Origin of the sequence: Mesorhizobium sp. B2-3-7 (assembly GCF_006442695.1) — a bacterium.
GTDB lineage: Bacteria > Pseudomonadota > Alphaproteobacteria > Rhizobiales > Rhizobiaceae > Mesorhizobium.
Genome location: NZ_VFVV01000001.1, coordinates 277,315 through 300,664, shown reverse-complemented (window position 1 = coordinate 300,664; position 23,350 = coordinate 277,315). Strand labels below are relative to the sequence as shown.

The following is a 23,350-nucleotide window of genomic DNA, read 5'->3' as shown; positions in this document are numbered from 1 at the left end:
CGCCGAAGACCCCACCCCGCTCCGCTTCGCGGATCGACCCTCCCTACAAGCGGGAGGGTGAGAAACTCAATCCGAAACCGGTGTGTTCTCGTCCACGTCGACGCGGAAATTGCCTTCAAGGATTTCGGCCTTCTTCTTCTCGACCATGTCCTTGACCTCGGCCGGCAGCGTCTTGTCGAACTTATGGTAGGGCGCCAGGTGAGAACCGCCCTTGGCCATGCGCGAGAAATCGCCATAGTCCTGCGCCGTGAAGACGCCGGCCTTGACCAGTTTTATGGCTTGTTCGACGGTGGGATACATATCCCAGACCGGGCCGGTAATGACGGTGTCGGGGCCAAGGCTCGACTGGTCGGACATATTGGAGATGGCGTAGATCTTTTTCTCCACCGCCGCTTCGATGACACCGAAGCGCTCGGCATAGATGACGTCGACGCCGGCGTCGATCTGAGCGACGGCCGCCTCCTTGGCCTTGGGAGGATCAAAGAAGGAACCGATGAAGGCGACCTTCTTCTTGATGTTCGGATTGACCTCCTTGGCGCCGGCGAAGAAGGCGTTGACCAGCCGGTTCACTTCCGGAATGCCCATCGCCGCGACGGCGCCGACCGTGCCCGACTTCGACATCTTGCCGGCGATCATGCCGGAGAGATAGGCGGGCTCGTGGATCCAATTGTCGAAGACGCCGAAATTGGGCTCCGCCGGCCCGGCGCCGGAGCCGAACAGAAAAGCAGTCTTCGGGAACTGCTTGGCGGTACGGCGCGATTCACGCTCGGCGGCGAAGGCATCGCCCAGCACCAGTTCATAGCCGCCCTGTGCATATTCGCGCATGACGCGGCTGAAGTCGGCGGTCTGCACCTTCTCCGACCATTTATACTCGATGCCGAGTTCCTTCTCGGCCTTCTGCAAAGCGACATGGATCTGATTGTCCCACGGCTCCTCGATGGGCGTGGCGAAGATCGCCGCTACTTTCAGCTTCTTGTCCTTGGCGAAGGCGCCGCCCGGCAGCATCGCGGCGGCCAGGCCAAGCGCGCCCAGCTCCAGCACGTTGCGCCGCGAAAGGCCTTCGCGCGTTGAATGAGATTTGTTCTTCCGGTTTTCCATTGCAGTCCCCTCTGTTCGACAGCCGTGTCGAGCCGGCCGTTCTAAAAATCAGACGAGGAACTATGGAACGGGTCCGGACTTTTGTCCACATGGTCAAATTTGGCAGATCGATCATATCCACTCTCCTGGACTAGCCGGGAGAGCGGTTGTTCAGACCCGTTCGAGCACGATGGCGATGCCTTGGCCGACGCCGATGCACATGGTCGCCAGCGCATAGCGGCCGCCGCGTTCGCGCAGCTCCAGCGCCGCCGTGCCGGAGATGCGCGCGCCCGACATGCCCAAGGGGTGGCCGAGCGCTATGGCGCCGCCATTCGGGTTGACGTGCGGCGCATCCACCGCGATGCCGAGCTGGCGCAGCACTGCGATGCCTTGCGAGGCGAAGGCTTCGTTGAGCTCGATGACATCGAACTGTTTTGGCGTCAGGCCAAGCCGTGCGCACAGTTTTTGCGTCGCCGGCGCCGGGCCGATGCCCATGATGCGCGGCGCGACGCCGACGGCGGCCCCGCCGAGGATGCGGGCGATCGGCGTCAGGCCGTATTTCCTGGCCGCCGCTTCCGAAGCGACGATCAGCGCCGCCGCCCCGTCATTGACGCCCGAGGCATTGCCGGCGGTCACCGTGCCGCCTTGCCGGAACGGCGTCGGCAGCTTGGCCAAGGCCTCTATCGTGGTGCCAGCGCGGGGGTGCTCGTCCTTCGAGACGACAACCGGATCGCCCTTGCGCTGCGGAATGGTCACCGCGGTTATTTCCTTGGCCAGCCGGCCATTGGACTGCGCGGCGACGGCCTTGTCCTGGCTGCGCACCGCGAAAGCGTCCTGGTCCGCGCGGGAAACCGAAAAATCCTCGGCGACATTTTCGCCCGTCTCCGGCATGGAATCGACGCCATACTGACTCTTCATCAGCGGGTTGACGAAGCGCCAGCCGATCGTGGTGTCGTAGATCTCGGCATTGCGTGAAAACGCCGTCTCGGCCTTGGGCATGACGAAGGGCGCCCGGCTCATCGATTCGACGCCGCCCGCGATCATCAGCTCGGCCTCGCCGGCCTTGATTGCACGGGCGGCGATGGTCAGCGCATCCATGCCCGAGCCGCACAGGCGGTTGACGGTCGAGCCGGGGATTTCCTTCGGCAGGCCGGCCAGCAGCAGCGCCATGCGCGCCACGTTGCGGTTGTCCTCGCCGGCCTGGTTGGCGCAACCGTAGACAACGTCGTCGACCGCCTGCCAGTCGACGCCGGCATTGCGCTCGATCAGTGCCTTCAGCGGAATGGCGCCGAGGTCGTCGGCGCGTACCGAGGACAGCGAGCCGCCAAAGCGGCCGATCGGCGTGCGGATATAGTCGCAGATATAGGCTTCGGCCATGTCAGTCAGCTCTCCCGTTTCCCTCATGCGCCGCCTTGGTGCGACGCGTGCAGGTCGCGCAATGTCGTAGCTCGGTTCGCTTGGCGCCGGCATTTCGTCAAGCGCCTGCGCGAACTTAACCACCCAGCCACAGCTCTCCTGCCCTGCTGGCGAATCACGCTTGGATGCAGCGCCACGATCAGCCGGTTGGCCGCGAGCTCAATGCTTCATCCGATCCCTCATCGCATACCACAGCATTCCCAGCACATAGAGCGGCCCGCGCAGCGCCGTGCCTCCGGGGAAGGGCATCGGGGTCAGCGTCGAGAACAGGTCCAGCCGCGAGGCGTCGCCGGTGATGGCTTCGGCGAGCAGCTTGCCCGACAGCGTCGACAGGATGGCGCCCTTGCCGGAATAGCCGTGCGCGTAATAGACCTCGCCATAGTGCCCGACATGCGGCAGTCGCGACGTCGTCACCGACACCAGCCCACCCCAGGCATGGTCCATCCGGCAGCCCTTGAGCTGCGGAAAGGTGCCTTCCATGTGCGGCCGCACGAAACCGGCAATATCGGCCGGCGGCGACGGCGTGTAGCGCTCGCCGCCGCCGAACAGCAGGCGACCGTCGGCCGACATGCGGTAATAGTTGACGACGAAGCGCGTGTCGGACACCGCGACATTGGCAGGAATGACGTTGCGGGAGCCCTCCAGCGGCTCGGTGGCGACGATGTAGTTGCCGACCGGCATGATGCGGCTGTTGACGCGCGGCTCCAGCCCATTGAGCAGCGCGTCGCCAGCCAGCACGACATGCTTTGCGCGCACCGATCCTTTTGACGTCGAGACCCGGATCGAAGGCTCGCGCTCAAGCCGCACGGCCACCGAATTCTCGTGGATGACGACGCCGGCCGCGCTTGCAGCGCGGGCAAGCCCGAGCGTGTAATTCAAGGGATGCATGTGGCCGCCGAGCGGCTCGTACATCGCGCCGTGATAGGGCGTGTCGACCTTGGCCCGGGCCTGCGCCGCCGACAGGATCTCGACGTCGCGGGATTTCATCACGCTCTCTAGGCATTTCGCCTCTTCCTCCAAATCCCTGAGATCGGAGCCGTTGACCGCGCCGACCAGATGGCCGGTCAGCCTGAGATCACAGTCGATCGTATGGCGCTCGATAATGTCGAGCACCAGGCTGCGCGCCTCGAAGGCGAGATCGAACAGCGCCTTTGCCCGTTCAGGCCCATAAAGCTTGACCAGGCCCTTGGCGCCCTTGCGCAGGCCGGGGATCATTTGGCCGCCATTGCGGCCCGAAGCGCCCCAGCCGATCTTGCCGCCTTCCAGCAGCACCACCTTCAACCCGCGTTCGGCGGCGTGAAGAGCGGCCGACAGACCGGTGCAGCCGCCGCCGACGACCACCAGGTCGGCCTCGACATCGCCGATAAGTGCCGGATGGTCCGGCGCCGGATTGGCGGTGGCGACATAGTAGGACTTGCCGATGTCGAGACCGGAATTGAAACCCGTTGAAGATGCCATGATCACACCTTCAAGAGCAGGTGGTCGCGTTCCCAGCTCGTCACCACGCTCTGGAACAGGTCGAGCTCGACGCTTTTCACGCGCAGATAGGTCTGGAAGAAGTCCTCGCCGAGCAGTTTGCGCACCGGTTCACAGGCCTCGAAACGATCCAGCGCCTCCTCCATCGTTTTCGGCAGCGTGCTCTTGATCTTGTAGGCATTTCCGGATGCTTCCGCCGAGCGCGCCAGCTTCTGTTCGACGCCCAGATAGCCGGCCAGAAGCGAGCCGGCGATCGCCAGATACGGATTGCAATCGGCACCCGGCAGCCGGTTCTCCACCCGCCGCGCGGCGCGCCCGCCGGCCGGCACGCGCAGGCCGCAGGAACGGTTGTCATGCGACCATTCGATGTTGGCCGGCGCGCTGTGGTTTGGTCTAACGCGTCGGAACGAATTCACGTTGGGCGCGAACAGCGGCATGATTTCGGGAATGTATTTTTGCAGGCCGCCGATGAAATAACCGAACATCGCGGTATCGGCATCATCGCTGCCGGCAAACAACGTGTTGCCGGCCTCGTCGATGACGGACATGTGCAGATGCATCGAGCTGCCGGCCTGTGCGGCAATCGGCTTGGCCATGAAGGTGGCGTGCATGCCGTCTTGCTGGGCGGCCTGGCGCGTCAGCCGTTTGAACAGCAGCACCTTGTCGGCCAGCGGCAGCGCGTCGCCATGCAGGAAGTTGATCTCCAACTGCCCCGGTCCCGATTCATGAATCAGCGTATCGAGCGGCAGTCCGGCGATCGCAGCATAGTCATAGATGCGCCGAACCACCGGTTCGTATTCCTCGAGCGCCGCCATGTCATAAGGATGCTGCACGGCCTCGGCGCGGCCATTGCCGCCGGTCGGCGCGGTCAGCGGCTTGTCGGGATCGGGATTGGGCGCGGTCAGGTAGAATTCGAGCTCCGGCGCCACTACCGCCCGCCAGCCGCGCTGCCGGTAGAGATCGAGCACGGCGCGCAGAACATGGCGCGGCGAGGCCATCCATGGCCGGCCGTCCATGTGGAAGGCGTCGGCGAAGACGTAGGCCTTGCCAGCGCCGGCGCCCGGCGCCAGGCAAAGCGTCGAGACATCGGGCACCATGCGCATGTCGGGGTCCGAATACGCAAAACCCTCGTCGATGGAACCGGAATAGCGGCCGTCTATGCTGACCAGGAAGGCGCTGCTCGGCAGATAAAGCGCACGGTCTTCCAGCGCTTTGAGGAATTTTGCCGTCGGCAGCGCCTTGCCGCGCAGCACGCCGTTCATGTCGGGCACAAGGCATTCGACCTCGTTGATGCCGTGCTGCGCCAACCAGGCCTTGGGATCGGTGGAGGGCGCGGTATTCGTGTTCTTCTCAAGCATTTTGTTCGAGTCCGTATCAGAGAGAGTATGGCTTGCGCGACCACGTCCGTTCCGGGGTTCAGCGCCATCTGGGCTGCATTTCCCTTGAGGCGGGCGCGCATGGCGTCGTCGGCCAGAAGGCCGGGAATGGCGCTCTCCAATACTCCTTCGGTCCAGCCGTCACGGCCGATATGATCGCCGGTGCCGGTCTCTTCGGCGCGAGGTGCATTGTCGTGGCCGTCCCGGCAATAGGGCATGATCAGCGACGCCACACAGAAGCGCAGCGCCTCGCAAAAGCCGGTGTTGCCGCCGTGGTGGATGAACAAATCCAACTTCGCCACCGCCGAGGACTGCGGAAACCAGGGGTCGAGATAGATATTGTCGGGCACCGCTCGGTAGGCGTCGCGCAGGCCGCCGACATTGACGATGAAGCGCGCCGGCAGCTTGTCGGCAAAGACACCGGAAAGGCCGGGTTGGGAGATGAAGACGGGGCGGGCGCCCCGCACGGCCTGCGCGATGCCGACGCAATTCAACGCCGCGCCGAAGCCTGCTTCGGGAAACAGCGCGATGGTCGGGCTGGCTTTACGCGTCAATTATTTCCTCTTCATTCCGGCCGGCTGGTCATGCCGAACGGCGCGAGAGCGCCGCGGCCGGCCGCTTGCGGTCGCAGTCTGCGAGAGCCGCAGATGGACGCGAAGCAGATCGGCAGTAACCTAATACTGCCGGCTTTCGAGCTGGTCGAGTGCTTTCAGATGTTCGCGCAGCGATTGCCGCAGCCGAAAGACATTGGCGACCACCGGCATAGATGCCGGCAGCCGCCGCAGCTTAAGGTGATCGGACAACGTATCGGCCACGAAGCGATTGGCCGCAAACACGTGTGAGGCCGGCTGCCCCGTTGTCGCTGGCGATGCTACGGCGTCGGTTGCATGGCAGCGGCCGTCTCGTCGATCTTGCCGGCAAGGACGCCTTGGGCCCAAGCGGTGACCTCGGCGTCGACGGGCTTGTTGGCCATATCGGTCAACGCCGCGTCGAGTGCGGCCGGGTCGGTGCCGACCGCCGCCTCATCGACCGCTTCCTGCTGTGCGGCGATCTGGTCCTGCAGAGCCGATATCTGTCCAGGCAGGGCCGCCTGCTCCTCGGGGGTCATGGCGGCGATCTGGTCCGGCGTCAGCGACGTCAGTGCGTCCAGCTGTGAATTCAGGGCGTCCAGCTGGGTTTGTGCGACCTTGGCTTTTGCCGACTGCGTCACGAAGGCCTGAAGCGCAGCGAATTTCCTGCTCTTGGAATTCATATAGGCGTTGACGTTGCGCTGCAGCGAGTTCAGCCGGCCGAGCTTGGCGTGGAGGTTCTTTTCCTTGGGCAGGGACGAAACCTTTGTCTTCGTATCGACCGTGATCGTTGCGTCCCTTGTCGCCTTGGCTACCTGCCCGCGGGCCGACGAGGACTTGCCGTGCGCAGCGCCGCTGTTGCCGTGGGCGCCACCATTGCCATTGCCGCCGCTGTGACCACCGCCATTGCCTCCGCCGTGTCCATTGCCGGCCAGTGCCGGAGACGCCAGAAGCGCCAATGCGGCTAGCGCCGCCAACGCAGTTTTCCAGTTTGTCATGATAGTCTCCTCGGGAAACGCCGCCCTGTGCCCGCTGCTATGGTAAGTTCGTATGAGAAGCCGCTAATTATGCGCAGTAAACTTTAGACAAAGACTGTCTCAATAAGAGAGCAGGGAATCTGTCGGTACGGCAAATGCTTGATATCCAACAGAAATCGACGTTTTTGAACGGCTGTGGTACTGAGGTCCCATGCCGGTCGGACCATGGTCCGAACTGTCGGTCAGAGTTGATTTCGGCGCTGCCGGCCGGTGACGCGGACCCAGCGCCGAAACGCGCAGGCGACGGCGCTTTTCACCAATCGGCCGAAGGCCAAGACGGCTGGTTCAGCCGATGCTTTCGCCACCGTCGATCACCAGCGCCTGGCCGGTCATGAAGGATGACCGATCGGACACGAGGAAGAGGATCGCCTCGGCGATCTCCTCGGCGCTGGCCCAGCGCCCCATCGGGATCTTGGTGCGGACATAGGCTTCGATTGCCTCGCGTCCGCCCATCTGGGCGATGAACGGTCCATTGAACGGCGTGTCGACCCAGCCGGGGCAGAGCGCGTTGACGCGCACATTGTGGCGGGCATAGTCGAGCGACATCTGCCTGGTCATCGCCACCACGGCATGTTTCGAGGTCGCATAGGCGATCATCTCGCGGTCGTAGAACACGCCTGAATTCGAAGCCGTATTAAGGATGACGCCGCCGCCCTGCGCGACCATCGATGGCATGACGATCCTTGCCGCCAGGAACTGCGCCCGCACATTGACCCGCCAGGAAGCGTCCATGCCGCCGGTCTCGACCTCGGTCAGCGTGCCGCCGACCTGGATACCTGCATGATTGTGCAGGATGTCGATGCGCCCATGCCGGTCGAGCGTACCGGCAAGGAGCTGCTCGACCGCATTGTCGTCCGAGACGTCGGTGGCGACCGCCTCCGCCCGGCCGCCCGCGGCGCGTATATCCGAAGCCGTCGCCTCGCCGCTGGTCCGATCCCTGTCCGCGATGACGACCACCGCGCCTTCCCTGGCCATGATCATGGCGCCGGCGCGCCCGATGCCGGAACCGGCGCCTGTCACCACGGCGATGCGGTCTTCGAGGATCATGATGCGACCTTTAGTTTGACGGCTTGCGCTGGCGCAGCTGCCATTGGGCAAGCACCACGAGCAGGACGGAGGCGACGAGCACGATCGTCGCGATGGCATTGATCTCCGGCGTCACCCCGCGCCGGATCGACGCAAAGACATAGATCGGCAGCGTCGTCTGCGCGCCGGCGACGAAGAAGGCGACGATGAAATCGTCGAAGGAGAAGGTGAAGGCGAGCAGGAAGCCGGCGACCACCGCCGGCAAGATCTGCGGCAGGACGATGGAACGGAACGTCGTCAGCGGCGTGGCGTAGAGATCGCTGGATGCCTCGACCAAGTTGCGATCAAGGCTGCCCAGCCGCGTGCCGACGATCATCGTCACCAGCGCCATCGAAAACAGGCCGTGCGCGGCGATGATCGAACCATAGCCGAGCGACAGGCGCGGCGGCTGATCGTCCGGCCAGATCGAGGCGAGGAACGGATTGACGACGGCGAACAGCTGGACGAGTGCGACCAGTGTCGAAATGCCGATGACGACGCCGGGAACGACGATTGCGGCTCCAAGCAAGGCGTCGAAGACGGCGCGGGTCCGCACCCCGACGCGTGCCAGGCCGAGCGCGGCCGCGGTGCCGAACACCGCCGCCAGCAAGGCGCTGGTGGTGGCGATGAACAGGCTGTTCTTCAGCGCCTCGACCAGGAATGGGTTCGCCAGCGCCTTGCCGTACCATTGCACCGAAAAACCGGTGAACTCGCTGGCATGATGGCCGGCGTTGAAGGAGAACAGCACGACCAACGCGATCGGCAGATAGAGGAAGGCGAAGACGGCTACGACGAAGACGCGCATCAGATCAGATCCACCCGGCGGGCGCCCGAGACGCGGGTCGAGATGCGGTTGGCGGCAATCAGCACTACAACCGAAACCAGCACCAGCGTGATCGCGATGGCCGATCCGAACGGCCAGTTGCGCGACTGCAGGAACAGGTCGACCAGCGCATTGCCGATGAAGAACACCTTGCCGCCGCCAAGCAGCGTCGGAATCAGGTATTCGCCGAGCAGCAGGATCATCACCAGCGAGAAGCCGGTCATCACGCCGGGCAGCGACAGTTTCAAGGTCACGCCCAAGAAAGTGGAGAGCGGCGTCGCGCCGAGATCGGCGGAGGCCTCCAGCAGGCGGCGATCGAGCTGCTCGAGGCTGACATAGATCGGCAGGATCATCAGCGGCAGATAGCCATAGACGATGCCGAGCAGGACGGCGCCCGGCGTGTTGATCAGCCTGACGTCCTCGATGCCGGCAAGCGCGAGCAGCGCCGGGATGCCGCGTCCACCCAAAATGTACATCCAGGCATAGGTACGCATCAAAAGGCTGGTCCAGAACGGTATGACGACCAGCGCGAGCAGGATCAACCGCCAGCGCTGCGGCGCCCGCAGGGCGAGGTAATAGGCGACGGGATAGGCCACGAGCAGACAGGCGAGCGCGCCCACCGGAGCCAGCACCATCGTGTTCCAGAACGCGGTCGCCCGCGCCGGAAGATTGGCATATTGCGCCAGGGTGAAGGCCGCCTGATAGCCGCCCTCCGGCGCCCGCTCGCCGACGCTGAAGACGGCGATGGCCATGAACGGCAGCACCAGGAACACGACGAGCCAGGCGGCCGCCGGCCCGAGCAGCATGGCCGTCAGCAGATTTTTGCGAATGCCGCGCATCGAAGGATTGCCCCGGTGCCGGCGGGTCTGGGCCCGCCGGTCAAGTTGTCTCGAATGGGATTTGTTGCCCGCCTGGCTCAAGCCGACTTGAAGCGCGCCATCAGCTCGGCGCGGCCCGGATCGGTCAGCGTTGCAGCAGCGCCGAATTCCAGCGGCGTCAACAGGTCGGCCGCCGGATAGAGGATCGGATTGTCCAGCACTTCCTTGGGCAGCAGCTTGTTGACGCGCGCGTCGGTCGAGGGCGCGCCGTTGGCGAGGTGTTCCTTGACCGCGACCTGCGGGTTCATCAGATAGTTGAGCAGGGCGTAGCCGGCCGGCTTGTTCGGCGCGTCCTTCGGGATGGCGTAGAAGTCGGTCCAGATCTCGCCGCCTTCCTTGCCCAGCACATAGGCGATCTCCGGAATGTCGCGATGGAGCTGCGCACCGTCATTGGTCCAGCACATCGTCATCCAGGCATCGCCCGCGCGCATGCCCGGCTGGTAGTCGGAAGACACCGCGAACAGATGCGGCTTGACCTTGAGCAGCAATTCCTCGGCCTTGGCGAGTTCGTCCTGCTTCAGCGAGTTGAAGGAGTAGCCGTAATATTTCAGCGCATTGCCGATGGTGGTCAGCTGATAGTCGTGCACCATAGTGCGGCCGTCGCCCTCGGTCATGGCGGTGTCCCAGAATTCCTTCCAGCTCGTCAGCGGCTTGGTCAGCTTCTTGGTGTTGACGGCAAATCCTGTCGTGCCCCAATTCTTCGGCACGGCGTAGATCGTGCCGTCGATCGTGCCTTCCGAGGTGAAGCGCGGGTCTTCCTGCGTGCTGTCGAAATTCGGCAGCTTGGCCATGTCCAACGGCTCGATGATGCCGAGCTTCTTGTAGGTCGAGATGGTGTAATTGGTCGGCACGAACAGGCTCCAGCCCGACGCCCCGGCCTGCAATTTGGCCAGCATCTCCTCATTCGAGCCGAACACGTTGACCTCGACGGCCACGCCTGTGTCCTTCTTGAAATTCTCGAAGGTCTGCGGGTCGTGATAGTTGGGCCAGGTGGCAATCGACATGCGGTCGCCGAGGTTCTCGGCGGCAAAGGCCGGCGTCGGCATGATGCCGATCTCGCGCGCCATCACCGCCGTCGCGATGCCGAGGCCGGTGAGGCCAAGGAAGTCGCGGCGGCCGATCGAGCCGCGCTTGAGGCGCATTAGCTGGTCGACGAAATTCTCGGGGCTTATCGGCAGTCCGTCACGATATGATTTCGACATGTTTTTCTACCCTCTGGTTGGTCCCGTTGTTCTTTGGATCCGCGAACGCCAACGGCGTTCCGGCGGCAAAGCCGATGGCGACGGGTTCACCCGGCTTGAAGAGATTGCCCTGGCCGATCATGTGGTCGGCCTTGGCCAGCAGCGTTCCGATGCCCTGGACCTCGACTGCGTATTCCGCCGTGGAGCCCAGAAAGATCCGGTTGCGGACGATGCCCTTGAGCGGGCCGCTAGTCGGGCCACCGAGACTGAGCGATTCAGGACGCAGGCTGACCGAAACGGTTTCGCCCTGCCGCAAATCCACCCGCTTGCGCGCCGCGATGACGGTGCCATCGGCCAGCTTCACATCCACCAGATCGCCCGAATGCCCTGCGACGGCGCCGCTCAAGAGATTGGTCTTGCCGACGAAATCGGCGACGAACAGGTCGGCCGGTTCGTCATAAATCTCGCTCGGCTGCCCAAGCTGAACGATGCGGCCGCCATTCATGACGCAGACGAAATCGCTCATCGACAGCGCTTCCTCCTGGTCGTGGGTGACCAGCACGAAGGTGATGCCGATCTCGCGTTGCAGGTTCTGCAATTCGATCTGCATGTCGGTGCGCAGCTTCTTGTCGAGCGCCGCCAGCGGCTCGTCGAGCAGCAGCACCGCCGGTTTGTTGACCAGCGCGCGGGCGAGAGCGACACGCTGCTGCTGGCCGCCGGACAGTTCGTGGACCTTGCGGCCGCCATAACCGGCGAGCCGCACCATTTCCAGCGCTTTGCCTGCCCGCAGGCCGATCTCGCGCGACGACAGCCGCGGTCGTGCCTGGCGCAACCCGTAGGCGACATTGTCGTTCACGTCCAAATGCGGGAACAGTGCATATTGCTGGAACACCATGTTGACAGGCCGCCTGTAGGGCGGCGTGTCGGCCATGTCCTGGCCGCGGATGAGCACCTTGCCCTCGCTCGGCTGTTCGAAGCCGCCGATCATGCGCAGGCAGGTCGTCTTGCCGCAGCCGGATGGTCCGAGCAGGGCGACGAAGGCGGAGGGCGGCACGGCCAGATCGATGCCGCTGACCGCGGTCACCGCGCCATAGCGCTTGGTGACGCCGCGAAACTCGATGTCGGGCACTGCGGTCAAGGCTGCGGGCTCCAGCGACAGGACGATGCGATTTCGGGACGCTACCAGAGCCAATGGCAGCTAGTATATACCTCGCAGGTGGTATATCTGACCTATTTTCTTGTTTAAGGGGGTATTGGATGTCCCGCAGCGACGACTACAGCCAGCTCGCCGCGCTGGTCGCGGCGACGCGGGAGACGAGCGGCGACGTCTTCGGCAAGGCGATGGTCGCTTGGCTGCGGCAGCATGTCGGCTTCGACCACTGCGTGGTCTTCGGCTATCGCGGCGCTGCACGCCCGCCGCTGCTGTTCGAGACCTTCTCGTCGGCCGAGAGCCATGTCTTCGTTGCGCTTTACCAGGAAGGCCCATACCTGCTGGATCCGTTCCACCATGCGGCGGTCGAGCGCAAGGAAGGGTTCTGGCGCATGCGCGAGCTGGCGCCCGACCGCTTCTACGCCAGCGAATATTTTCGCTCCTACTACAGCCAGACCAGGCTGGCCGAGGAGGTCGGCTTCTTCGTTCCGCTGCCGGGCAAGGATGCGCTGGTGCTGTCGCTGATGCGGCTGCGCGCTTCAGGTCCGTTCGGGACCGCCGACGCCAGACTGCTGCGCGACATGGCGCCGGCGGTGGTCGCCTTCGCCCGATTGCGCTGGCCCGCCCTTCCCGCCGACGAGCCGGCCGAGGCCAGGCAAGACGATGCATTGGCGGCGGTCAACGAGTTCGATCGCGCCCATATCTGGAAGAGCCTGTCCCTGACGCCGCGCGAAAAGCATGTCGTCGATCTAGTGCTGCAAGGGCATTCCACCGAATCAATCGCCCGGGCCATGCGCATCGTGCCGGGGACGGTGAAGGTCCATCGCCGCAACATCTATCGCAAGCTCAAGATCAAATCGCAGGCCGGCCTTTTTGCCCGCTTTGTCGAAATCATCGACGCGCGGATAAGATAATTCCGACGGCCTTCAACCGCCTTTCGATCAAGGTCTTGCGCCAGCCTCCCAGGAGCCGGTCTCGGCCATCCGTTTCAGCAGCCGCGCCGGCTTGAAAACATCCTTGCCCGTCCGCTGGTGCCAATATTCGAGCCGCTCGACGATCCTGGGCGCGCCTTCGAGGCCGGCCCAGAACATCGGACCGCCCTTGCCGATGGGAAAGCCATAGCCGTTGACCCAGATGACATCGATGTCGGAGGCGCGGGCGGCTATCCCTTCTTCCAGAATCTTGGCCCCCTCGTTGACCATGGGATAGAGCGTGCGCTCGATGATTTCTTCCGCGCTGATTTCGCGCGACGCGATGCCCTTCTCGGCTGCCTTACCGCGGATCAGCGCATCGATCTGCGGGTCCGGGACCGGCATACGTGACCCGTTCTCGTAAAGATAATAACCTCGACCGGTTTTCTGGCCGAAACGCCCCTGTTCGCACAACGTGTCGGCGATCACGGCCGTCTGGCCTCGCGCCTTGCGGTTGCGCCAGCCAATGTCGAGGCCGGCGAGATCGCCCATCTGGAACGGCCCCATCGGCCAGCCGAAATCGGTGAAGGCGTTATCGATCTGGCTGGGCGTCGCGCCCTCCAGCAGCAAGGCTTCCGATTCGGAGCCGCGCGCGGCCAGCATGCGGTTGCCGACGAACCCATGGCAGACGCCGACGACGACGGCCACCTTGCCGATCTTGCGCGCCACGTCGACAACTGTCGCCAGCGCGTCCGGCGCGGTCTTGTCGGCCCGCACGATCTCCAACAGCTTCATGACATTGGCCGGCGAGAAGAAGTGCAGGCCGAGCACGTCCTGCGGGCGCGAGATCGAGGCGGCGATTTCGTCGATATCGAGATAAGAGGTGTTGGTGGCAAGGATGGCGCCCGGCTTGGCCGCGGCGTCGAGCTTGCCGAACACCTCCTTCTTGACCGCCATGTCCTCGAACACCGCCTCGATGATCAGGTCACAATCGGCGAGGTCGGAATAGTCGGTGGAGCCCTTGAATTGAGCGAGGCGTTGGCGCCTGGCATCTTCGGTCAAGGAGCCGCGCGAAACGGAGGCGGCATAATTCTTGTCGATCATGCCGAGCCCGCGCTGCAAGGCTTCCTCGCTGGTCTCCAATAAGGTGACTGGAAAACCGCCATTGGCGAAGGCCATGGCGATGCCGCCGCCCATCGTGCCGGCGCCGATGACGCCGACGCGGGCGATCCTGCGCCGGACAAGGTCCTTGCCCGGGATCTTTGCGGCTTCACGCTCGGCGAAGAACAGATGCCGCTGCGCCCGCGACTGATCGCCGGCAACCAGCTTCATGAACAGCGCGCGTTCGGCAGCCAGAGCTTCCTCGAACGACATCGTGACGGTGTTGCGCACCGCTTGCGCGCAAGCGATCGGTGCGTCGAGGCCGCGCGCCTTCCTGGCGAGATCCGCCGCCTCGGCATCGAAAGCGGCCAGCTCGGTTTTCTTGATCTCGTCATCGCGATCGCGCACCGGCGTGAACGGCCCGCCCTTGCGAGCGATCTCCCTGGCGAAGTTCACGGCATGCGTGATCACGTTACTCTCGAACACAGCATCGACCAGTCCGGCTTCATGCGCCTCATCAGCACCGACCAGCGCACCGGAAACGATCATCCTGAGCGCTTTGATCGCGCCGACGAGGCGCGGCAGCCGCACCGTGCCGCCGCCGCCCGGCAGCAGTCCAAGCTTCACCTCGGGCAGGCCGAGCCTGGCGTCGGCATCGGCAACGCGGAAGTGACAGCCGAGCGCCAGCTCCAGCCCGCCGCCCAGCGCGGTGCCGTGGATGGCGGCGACCGTAGGTTTGGCGATGGTTTCCAGCGTCCCAATGATGGCACGCAGCTCGGGCTGTTGCACCGGCTTGCCGAATTCGGTGATGTCGGCGCCGGCGACGAAGGTCTGGCCCGCGCACGCGACGACGATGGCTCCGACCGATGCGTCGTCACGCAAGGCAGCCAGCGCGTGCATCAGTGGTTCGCGGACATGAAAGCTCAGCGCGTTGACCGGCGGATTGTCGATGGCGACGATGGCGACGTCGCTGTCCCTGGCGACGCTGACAAAATTGGACAAGTTGACCCTCCCGACACCGGCTGCGATCCGGAGGGTTTACTAGGCTGCGCCGCGAATGGGAACCGCGTGCCGCACTGGCACAGGACTTGTCAGGACAGGCTGTAAGACGGCACGCTGGCGAGTTGCGGTTGAAGAGAAGCGAATATCACCGCACCGCCTTCTCCCCGCCTGCCGCCGTGATGACGCCGACTATGATCAGCCCGGTCAAAAGCAGGCGCACGCCGGCGCTGACGCCGAATGTGTTGAGCATGGTCAAAAGCAGCACCAGGAACAGCGCCGCGCCCCAGACGCCGGGCACATTGGCCTTGCCGCCGGCCACCGAGGTGCCGCCGATGACCACCACGGCGATCGAAGCCAGCAAATACTCGTTGCCGATATCGACATTGGCGCCGCGGAAATAACCGGCGAGCAGCGCGCCGTCGATGCCGCCGAGCGCGCCCGACAGCGTGTAGGTGAGGAAACGGACGCGGCCGACATTGACGCCGGCGAGCCAGGCGGCGCGGATGTTCTGGCCTATCGCCAGCACCGAGCGGCCATAGATCATGCGCTGCAAGGCGATGGCCGCACCGATGGTAAACAGCACGGTGAGAACCGCCAGCACCGGAATGCCGAGAACCTGCCGGTTGGCGAAATCGGCAAAGCCCGGCGGCGGCTTGATCTGCAATCCGCGCCCATAGCTGATGTCGACCGACTGGATGATGAAGCTCGCCGACAAAGTGGCGATGATCGGCGGTATTCGCAGCGCCCAGATCAGCAGATAGTTGACGGCACCGATCGCGGCACCACAGGCAAGCGCGGCCAGCAGCCCGACCACGATCATGGCATCGCTGCCGCCCATCACCTTCATGGCGACCGCGCTGGCGAGCCCGATATTGGCCGGTAGCGACAGGTCGACATTGCCCGGCCCAAGCGTGATGACGAACATCTGGCCGACGCCGACGATGACGATGAACACCGCGAGCGAAAGGGCAGCGGTTACCATGCCGCCGGCGCCATAGCCGCCGGTGAAGGCGATCGTCGCCAGCCACACCACAAGCGCGCCGACGAACGACCAGATCCAGGGTTTGGCAGCCAGCGATCTAACCAGCGTCATCGCTCACCTCTCCTTGCGGCTGATCAGCACCCGCGCCGCCAGCACGATGATCAGGATGGCGCCATTGGCCGCCACCTGCCAGTCGGGCGGGATGTGCATGAAGGTGAGCAGCGGCGATGCCGCCAGCGCCAAGGTCAGCGCGCCGATCACCGCGCCGATCGGCGACACGCGTCCGCCGACGAATTCGCCGCCGCCGAGGATGACGCCGGCGATCGAAAGCAGCGTGTAGCCATTGCCGATATTGGCATCGGCCGAAGTGGTGATGCCGATCAGCGCCATGCCGGACAGCACGCCGAACAGACCCGTCAGCGCGAACAACACGACCTTGGTCTTGAGCAGCGACCAGCCGGCACGTTTGAGCGCAGCAGGGTTGCCGCCCGAGCCGCGCAGGATCACGCCATAGGAGGTGCGCATCAGGCCGAAATGGACAATGAGGCCGATCAGCAGCGCCGCGATGATCGGGAAGGGCACAAAGGGCGGCTTGAACGCCATGATCGCCAGCAGCCAGTCCGGCGCCTTGCCGCCGGGCTTGGGCAGGACGAGAATGGCCAGCCCCTGCCAGACGAAACTCATGCCCAGCGTCACTACGATCGATGGCAAATTGCGCAGGTGGATCAGCGCGCCGAGCAGCGCATAGACGCCGATCGATCCGAGCAGGACGAGGACGCCGATGAGCGGTGCGTCCTTCAACCAGGTCGCGGTTACGCAGCCGACGAAACCGACAAAGGTGCCGATCGACAGGTCCAGCTCGTTGCCCGATATGACGAACATCTGCGCGATCGTCGCCAGCGCGATCGGGATCGCCAGGTTGAGCATCAGGCCGAAGCCGAAATAGCTGATGGCGCGCGGATTGAGCCAGGCGATGGCGAGCAGCACCAGCACCAGCGACAGCGCCGGCAGCAGCCCGCGCAGCAGGCGGGCGCGTGCCGCTCCGCTCCCAAAAGTCTTCGAACCGTTTTGAACAGAGACGGCCGTCATCTCAGGCCGCGTCGCCGAAGGAGGACTGGATGATCTTTTCTTCCGTCAGCTCGTCGCGCGTCAGATTGGCGACGATGCGGCCGTTCTTGAAGACATAGACATGGTCGCAATTGTCGAGTTCTTCCGTTTCCGTGGTGTACCAGAGGAAGGTGCGGCCCTTGCCGGCCTCCTCGCGCACGAGATCGTAAACCTCGAGCTTGGTGCCGATGTCGACGCCGCGCATCGGGTCGTCCATCAGCACGATCCCGGCGTCGGAGCCGAGAGCCCGGGCGAACAAAGCCTTCTGCTGGTTGCCGCCCGACAGCGAAAAGATGTTGTTGTTCATATCCGGCGTGCGGATGCCGATCTTCTTTTGCCAGAACCCGGCCAGTTCGGCCTCTCGCCGCGGCGAGATCAGCAGCCCGTTGCGCAGCCGAGCCAGCGAGCGGATGCCGATATTTTCAGCGATCGACCACTGCGGAAAGATGCCGTCCGCCTGGCGGTCGCCGGCCACAAGCGCCACCGGTGCGGTGACCTCGACGCCGGCCTTGGCGCGCGATGCCGCGGCGAAGATCGCCAGCAGCAGGTCGGTCTGGCCATGGCCGGCCAGGCCGGCAAGTCCGATGATCTCGCCGGCGCGGGCCACCAGCTCCTTGCCGTCCTGCTGCCGCGCCGGCCGGGCGCGCACGCGCAACGGGCCGGCCTCGGCTTTCCGGATTTCGGTGGCGGTCCTCCGATGTCCTTCGGCGCCGCCCATGGTGGCGACCAGCCTATCGCGGTCGAAAGCGTTCGCCGCGTCGGCGCCGACAACCTTGCCGTCGCGCATCACGACGATGCGATCGGCGTTCTGCAGCACTTCGCCCAGCACGTGGGAGATGAGAATGCAGCTCCCACCCGACGCGACGAAGCGGCGCACGAAGGCAAGCAACTGCCCCGCCGTGTGCGCGTCGAGCGAGGACGTCGGCTCGTCGAGGATGACCAGGTGGAGCGGCTCGCGGGTCAGCGTGAACGCGCGCGCCACCTCCACCATCTGTCGCCGTCCGATTGAAAGGTCACCGGCGATGTCGGCCGCCGAAATGCCATGGTCGGGAAAGATTTCGTCCAGCTTGGCCGTGATCAGCTCGGCCGCCTTGCGCCGCCAGCCGAAGCCGGTGAGCGAGGCGTGGTTGATGCGCGTGTTCTCGGCGACGCTGAGATTGGGGCACAGCGACAATTCCTGGAACACGCAGCGTATGCCGAGCTGCTGTGCCCGCGACACCGAGTAGTTCTCCTCGGCCTCACCATGCACGCCGATCGTTCCGCTGTCGGGTGTCAGCGTGCCCGCCACCATGTGCATGAGCGTCGATTTGCCGGCGCCGTTGTGGCCGACGAGGCCGACGCACTCGCCGGGCCCGACAGTGAAGTCGACGCCGCCAAGCGCGCGAACGGCGCCGAAGTGTTTTTCGGCGCCGCTCAGTCTGATGATGTCCGCGTTCCCTTCAGGCATGCTCAACGATATCCGGTCGGCGATGTGCACGGCAACGCGTGTGCGACATTTACTTGATATTGGCTTTGATGGCCGCGATGGCATCTTCCTGTGTGTATTCGTGCGTGGCGACACCGCCCTCCTTGATCTTCGGCAGAGCGGCCTCGAAATCGTCCTGAGTGAAGGCGAGATACGGCACCAGCAGGTCGTGGGGAATGTCCTTGCGGCCGTCGAGCACTTGCTGCGCCACCCAGAAGGCGAGCGTCGAGACACCGGGCGCGATCGAGGCCGACCAGGTCTGGTAGCCGTCCTTTTCCTTCTGTTCCTTCCACCATTTCAGCTCGTCCTGGCGGTTGCCCATGATGATGGTCGGGCGCGGCTTGCCGGCGGCGGCGAAGGCTTGCGCGGCGCCATAGCCGTCACCGCCCTGGTCGACGATGCCGACGATTTCGGGCAGCGAGGGCAGGATGGTCGCCACCGCCTTCTGCGCCGTCGTCTGGTCCCAGTCGCCGGTCACCGAGCCGACGATCTTGAACTCGGGATGGGCGGCCACGCCTTCGAGGATGCCGGCATGGATGGCGTCGTCGATCGAGGTGCCGGCGAGGCCACGGATCTCGAGCAGGTTGCCGCCCTTGGGCTGGAACTTGGCCATATGCTCGACTTCCTGCTTGCCCATGTCCTTATAGTCGACGACGACGCGGTAGGCGCAGGGTTCGGTGACGATGCCGTCGAAGGAAACGACCACGATGCCGGCGTCGCAGGCCTGCTTGATGGCACCGTTCAGCGCGTCGGGCGAGGCGGCGTTGATGACGATGGCGTCATAGCCCTGTAGAATCAGGTTTTGCACCTGGGCTGCCTGGGTCGGCACTTCCTTGTCGGCCGTCGTGAAGACATCGGCGGCCCCGACCACCTTGTCGGCCACCGCCTTCTTGGTGACGGCGTTGTAGCTGTCGAGCATCGCCTGCCGCCACGAATTGCCGGCGTAATTGTTGGAGAAAGCGATCTTCTTGCCGCTGGTGTCGGCAAACGCCGTACCGGCTGCGAGCACCGCTGCAAGGGTGCCCAGGACGAACAGTTTCTTCATGTCATACTCCTCCCGAGTTGCTGGTCTTGATGGCTGCTGGTGACTATCGCGCTTGCGTACCTGTTTTTTATCTATTGTCAGACAAAAGTGCAGAAGGCCGGCGAGCTGTCAACTGCAATCCATAAGATGCCGCTGATCACATTGCGGTGCGACGATTGAAAAGGCTTCGGTGGATGGGCTAGGCATGCGGGCAGGAGGCCGCAGACGCATGGCAGTGACGCCGATCGTTCCCCCGGGGGCTCCGGGAATTCCGGCGCGCTGGACGTCAAGCGCCAAAAGCGGCGTCGGCGCGGCGCTTTCGCCGTCGAGCCGCGTCTGGTTCACGGTCAGCCATGGCATCCTGAACGAGATCTACTATCCCGGTGTCGACAGTGCCTGCACCCGCGACCTCGGCCTGATTGTCACCGGCCCGAACGGATATTTCTCGGAAGAAAAACGTGATGCCGCGCATGGCATCGAACCGTTCGAAGAAGGCGTGCCAGCCTACAGGCTGGTCAACACCGCTGATGACGGCGCCTACCGGATCGAGAAGCGTATCCTGGCCGACCCTGCACGACCCACCTTGCTGCAGGAGATCACCTTCACGCCGCTCAAGGGCGCGCCGGGCGACTACCGCGTCCACGCCTTGCTGGCGCCGCATCTGGTCAATGCCGGCATGGGCAACACCGCCTGGGTCGGCGACCATGAGGGAGAGCCTGTGCTGTTCGCCTCGGGCCGCGGCACTTGCCTTGCGCTGGCCTCATCGCTGCCCTGGCGGAACGGCTCGGCGGGATATGTCGGCGTCTCCGACGGCTGGCAGCAACTGCGCAACACCGGTCGGCTCGATCCAGCCTTTCAGCAAGCCGAGGACGGCAATGTAGCGCTGACCGGCGAAATCGGGTTTTCCGCCAACAGCACCAAAACGGTACTGGCGCTGGGCTTCGGGGCGACGTCCGAAGAGGCCGCTCGAAATGCCTTCGCCAGCCTCAGGCAGGGTTTCGCGGCGGCGGCGACTTCCTACGCCGAACGATGGCGCGAATGGCAGGCTGGCCTGCTGCGGCTGGACCGCCGTGGCGCGTCCGGAGTGAACAGCTACAGGATCTCCACCGCCGTCCTGGCGACGCACCGGTCATCGCTCATGCCGGGCGCGGCGGTCGCCAGCCTGTCTATCCCATGGGGCTTCGACAAGGGCGACGACGATCTCGGCGGCTATCATCTGGTCTGGCCGCGCGATCTGGTCGAGACGGCGGGCGGCTTTCTCGCCGCCGGCGATGCCGCTTCGGCCCTGCAAACCCTCGACTATCTCTGCTCCATCCAGCAGCCGGATGGCCACTGGCCGCAGAACGCCTGGCTCGATGGGACAGCTTATTGGCCGGGCATCCAGATGGACGAATGCGCCTTTCCGCTGCTGCTGGCGGATGCGCTGCGGCGCCAGGGCCATTTGCCGCGCGCCAGGCTTTTGGCCTTCCTGCCAATGATCGAGCGCGCCGCAGCCTATGTCGTGCGCAATGGACCCGTCACCGGCGAGGACCGTTGGGAGGAGGATTCCGGTTACAGCCCGTTCACGCTCGCCGTTGAGATCGCGGCGCTGCTTGCCGCCGCGGATATGCTGGAGGCCTGCGGCAAGCAGGACGCAGCAAGCTATCTGCGCGAGACCACCGACGGCTGGAACGACCAGGTCGAGCGCTGGACCTATGTCACCGGCACGGCAAGCTGCGAGGCGACCGGCGTCGCGGGTTACTATGTCCGCATCGCACCGCCCGACAGCGCCGAGGCCGGTTCGCCGAAGGACGGCTATGTGCCGATCAAAAACCGCCCGCCTGGCGATGCCGACCGGCCGGCGCAGGAAATCGTCAGCCCGGACGCATTTGCCCTGGTGCGCTTTGGCCTCAGGGCAGCCGACGATCCGCGCATCGTCGACACGGTCAAGGTCATCGACGCGCAGCTGCGCCGGCAACTGCCGCAGGGGCCGCTCTGGTATCGCTACACCGGCGACGGCTATGGCGAGCACGAGGACGGCGCGCCATTCGACGGCACCGGCCAGGGCCGCCCCTGGCCGTTGCTCGCCGGCGAACGGGCCCATTACGAGCTGGCGGCCGGACGCAAGGACAAGGCGACCTCGCTGCTGGCGGCAATGGAGGGCTCGTCCGGACCGGGCGGCCTGTTGCCGGAGCAGATCTGGGACGGCGCCGACCTCCCCGAGCGCGAACTGCTGCATGGCAAGCCCTCGGGCAGCGCCATGCCGCTGGTCTGGGCGCATTCCGAACATATCAAGCTGCTGCGCTCGCTGCGCGACGGCGCGGTGTTCGACATGCCGCCGCAAGGCGTCGAACGCTATATCGACAATAGGACCGTCTCGCCGTTCCGGACATGGCGCTTCAACAACAAGATCCGTTCCATGCCGGCCGGCAAGACAATGCGCGTCGAGCTTTTGGCGAAGGCAACCGTTCATTGGAGCGTCGACAATTGGGCGACCGTGCATGACAGCGCGACCAGCGAGAATGCCTTCGGCGTCCATGTTGCTGATCTGCCGGTCGCCGGCCTGCCCGAGGGGAGCACGCTGATCTTCACTTTTTTCTGGCCCGGCAGCGGCGATTGGGAGAATGTCGACTTCTCCGTCATCATTGGTGAACAGGACAGACTGTAGATCCTTCCCGGCAGATCCTCTTCAAGACACAAGGATGAGACCATGCAGATCGGAATGATGGGACTGGGCCGAATGGGCGCCAACATGGTCCGGCGCCTGATGCGTGACGGCCACGAATGCGTCGTCTACGACATCAACCCGGCAAGCGTCGCGGCCCTGGTCGGCGACGGCGCCTCGGGGGCTGCATCGATGGCGGAATTCGTCGGCAAGCTCGCCAAGCCGCGCTGCGTGTGGCTGATGCTGCCTGCGGCCATCACCGGCAAGATCGTCGATCAGGTGGCGGCGCTGATGGAACCCGGCGACATCATCATCGACGGCGGCAATTCCTACTATCACGACGACGTCGACCGGGCCGCCAAGCTCGCCGCCAAGGGCCTCAACTATGTCGATGTCGGCACCAGCGGCGGCGTCTGGGGCCTGGATCGCGGCTACTGCCTGATGATCGGCGGGCCCGATGACGCGGTCCGGCATCTCGATTCGGTCTTCGCCACGCTGGCGCCCGGCGCGGATGCCGGTGCGCCCGCTCCCGACAAGACGGCCGGCACGGCGCCCTTCGGCTATCTGCATTGTGGCCCGAGCGGCGCCGGCCACTTCGTCAAGATGATCCATAACGGCATCGAGTACGGCGTCATGGCCGCCTATGCCGAAGGCATGAATATTCTCAAGGCCGGCAATGCCGGCAAGGTCAAGCGCGAGGCCGATGCCGAGACCAGCCCGTTGCAGAACCCCGAATACTACCAGTTTGACATCGACCTTGCCGAAGTGGCCGAGGTCTGGCGGCATGGCAGCGTCATCGGCTCGTGGCTGCTTGATCTCACCGCCGGCGCGTTGAAGAGCGATCCCGGCCTGACCCAGTTTGGCGGCCGGGTGTCCGATTCCGGCGAAGGCCGCTGGACCCTGAAAGCGGCCATCGACACCGGCGTGCCGGCGCCGGTGCTGTCCTCGGCCCTGTTCGACCGCTTCTCCTCGCAAGGCGAATCCGAATTCGCCGACAAGCTCTTGTCGGCCATGCGCTATGCATTCGGCGGCCATGTCGAAAAACCGAAGGCCGGCAAGTGACGGC

At 64.6% G+C, this 23,350-nt stretch carries 20 protein-coding genes; 4 read left to right on the top strand and 16 right to left on the bottom strand.

The genetic code is table 11. From position 1 onward, the window contains the following. Positions 1-66 precede the first annotated feature (66 nt). The 5 genes from FJ940_RS01510 to FJ940_RS01490 all read right to left on the bottom strand — a co-directional run bounded on the left by FJ940_RS01510 (position 67) and on the right by FJ940_RS01490 (position 5,695). Positions 67-1,098 carry a BMP family protein gene (locus tag FJ940_RS01510; protein WP_140625395.1) on the bottom strand — a complete coding sequence of 344 codons (1,032 nt, stop codon included), beginning with the start codon at positions 1,096-1,098 and terminating at the stop codon, positions 67-69. A gap of 150 nt (positions 1,099-1,248) precedes the next feature. Then, positions 1,249-2,454 carry a 3-oxoadipyl-CoA thiolase gene (gene pcaF, locus FJ940_RS01505; protein WP_140554814.1) on the bottom strand — a complete coding sequence of 402 codons (1,206 nt, stop codon included), beginning with the start codon at positions 2,452-2,454 and terminating at the stop codon, positions 1,249-1,251. 198 nt (positions 2,455-2,652) lie between these two features. Then, on the bottom strand, positions 2,653-3,951 hold the full coding sequence (locus FJ940_RS01500) for an FAD-binding oxidoreductase (protein WP_181171731.1): 1,299 nt from the start codon (positions 3,949-3,951) through the stop codon (positions 2,653-2,655). Positions 3,952-3,953: 2 nt separating this feature from the next. Beyond that, positions 3,954-5,327: a glutamine synthetase family protein gene (locus FJ940_RS01495; RefSeq protein WP_140563930.1), complete on the bottom strand. Its 1,374-nt coding sequence runs from the start codon at positions 5,325-5,327 to the stop codon at positions 3,954-3,956. Continuing rightward, the gene (locus FJ940_RS01490; protein WP_348641149.1) at positions 5,228-5,695 is read right to left on the bottom strand and encodes a nucleotide disphospho-sugar-binding domain-containing protein; all 468 of its coding nucleotides are present in this window, start codon (positions 5,693-5,695) and stop codon (positions 5,228-5,230) included. The genes FJ940_RS01495 and FJ940_RS01490 overlap by 100 nt, the downstream gene beginning before the upstream one ends. Positions 5,696-5,992: 297 nt before the next feature. Here FJ940_RS01490 and FJ940_RS28350 point away from each other — a divergent pair, with 297 nt between their 5' ends. Next, entirely contained in the window at positions 5,993-6,187 is a 195-nt protein-coding gene (locus tag FJ940_RS28350) for a hypothetical protein (RefSeq protein ID WP_181168303.1), read from the top strand. Between the two features lie 29 nt (positions 6,188-6,216). Here the strand turns inward: FJ940_RS28350 and FJ940_RS01480 are convergent, their stop codons facing one another. The 6 genes from FJ940_RS01480 to FJ940_RS01455 all read right to left on the bottom strand — a co-directional run bounded on the left by FJ940_RS01480 (position 6,217) and on the right by FJ940_RS01455 (position 12,036). Then, the gene (locus FJ940_RS01480; RefSeq protein WP_140654967.1) at positions 6,217-6,912 is read right to left on the bottom strand and encodes a hypothetical protein; all 696 of its coding nucleotides are present in this window, start codon (positions 6,910-6,912) and stop codon (positions 6,217-6,219) included. A gap of 324 nt (positions 6,913-7,236) precedes the next feature. Then, entirely contained in the window at positions 7,237-7,998 is a 762-nt protein-coding gene (locus FJ940_RS01475) for a glucose 1-dehydrogenase (protein ID WP_140492572.1), read from the bottom strand. A 10-nt stretch (positions 7,999-8,008) separates the two neighbouring features. Next, positions 8,009-8,821, bottom strand: coding sequence for an ABC transporter permease (locus FJ940_RS01470; protein ID WP_140654964.1), 813 nt, complete (start codon positions 8,819-8,821; stop codon positions 8,009-8,011). Further along, positions 8,821-9,678, bottom strand: coding sequence for an ABC transporter permease (locus FJ940_RS01465; RefSeq protein ID WP_140654962.1), 858 nt, complete (start codon positions 9,676-9,678; stop codon positions 8,821-8,823). The genes FJ940_RS01470 and FJ940_RS01465 overlap by 1 nt, the downstream gene beginning before the upstream one ends. Positions 9,679-9,755: 77 nt before the next feature. Then, complete coding sequence (locus FJ940_RS01460; RefSeq protein ID WP_140654959.1) at positions 9,756-10,919, bottom strand: spermidine/putrescine ABC transporter substrate-binding protein; 1,164 nt, start codon at positions 10,917-10,919, stop codon at positions 9,756-9,758. Further along, entirely contained in the window at positions 10,900-12,036 is a 1,137-nt protein-coding gene (locus tag FJ940_RS01455; protein ID WP_140513973.1) for an ABC transporter ATP-binding protein, read from the bottom strand. The genes FJ940_RS01460 and FJ940_RS01455 overlap by 20 nt, the downstream gene beginning before the upstream one ends. A 119-nt stretch (positions 12,037-12,155) precedes the next feature. On the opposite strand from FJ940_RS01455, the gene FJ940_RS01450 reads away from it, so the two are divergent. Then, on the top strand, positions 12,156-12,962 hold the full coding sequence (locus FJ940_RS01450; RefSeq protein ID WP_140524652.1) for a LuxR C-terminal-related transcriptional regulator: 807 nt from the start codon (positions 12,156-12,158) through the stop codon (positions 12,960-12,962). 27 nt (positions 12,963-12,989) lie between these two features. On the opposite strand, the gene FJ940_RS01445 is transcribed toward FJ940_RS01450, so the two are convergent. The 5 genes from FJ940_RS01445 to FJ940_RS01425 form a co-directional block, all read right to left on the bottom strand. Next, positions 12,990-15,062, bottom strand: a complete 2,073-nt coding sequence (locus FJ940_RS01445; RefSeq protein WP_140654956.1) for a 3-hydroxyacyl-CoA dehydrogenase NAD-binding domain-containing protein — start codon at positions 15,060-15,062, stop codon at positions 12,990-12,992. Positions 15,063-15,207: 145 nt separating this feature from the next. Further along, a complete protein-coding gene (locus FJ940_RS01440; RefSeq protein ID WP_140654954.1) occupies positions 15,208-16,155 on the bottom strand; it encodes an ABC transporter permease in 948 nt (315 codons plus the stop codon). Between the two features lie 3 nt (positions 16,156-16,158). Then, positions 16,159-17,133, bottom strand: coding sequence for an ABC transporter permease (locus FJ940_RS01435; protein WP_140559250.1), 975 nt, complete (start codon positions 17,131-17,133; stop codon positions 16,159-16,161). 1 nt (position 17,134) lies between these two features. After that, a complete protein-coding gene (locus FJ940_RS01430; protein WP_140559251.1) occupies positions 17,135-18,598 on the bottom strand; it encodes a sugar ABC transporter ATP-binding protein in 1,464 nt (487 codons plus the stop codon). 49 nt (positions 18,599-18,647) lie between these two features. Continuing rightward, a complete protein-coding gene (locus FJ940_RS01425; protein WP_140492600.1) occupies positions 18,648-19,661 on the bottom strand; it encodes an ABC transporter substrate-binding protein in 1,014 nt (337 codons plus the stop codon). A gap of 208 nt (positions 19,662-19,869) precedes the next feature. Between FJ940_RS01425 and FJ940_RS01420 the strand changes: the two genes are divergently transcribed. Together FJ940_RS01420 and gnd are read left to right on the top strand one after the other, a co-directional pair. Then, complete coding sequence (locus FJ940_RS01420; RefSeq protein WP_140654951.1) at positions 19,870-22,287, top strand: glucan 1,4-alpha-glucosidase; 2,418 nt, start codon at positions 19,870-19,872, stop codon at positions 22,285-22,287. Positions 22,288-22,329: 42 nt separating this feature from the next. Next, positions 22,330-23,346, top strand: a complete 1,017-nt coding sequence (gene gnd, locus FJ940_RS01415) for a phosphogluconate dehydrogenase (NAD(+)-dependent, decarboxylating) (protein ID WP_140654948.1) — start codon at positions 22,330-22,332, stop codon at positions 23,344-23,346. Positions 23,347-23,350 lie beyond the last annotated feature (4 nt).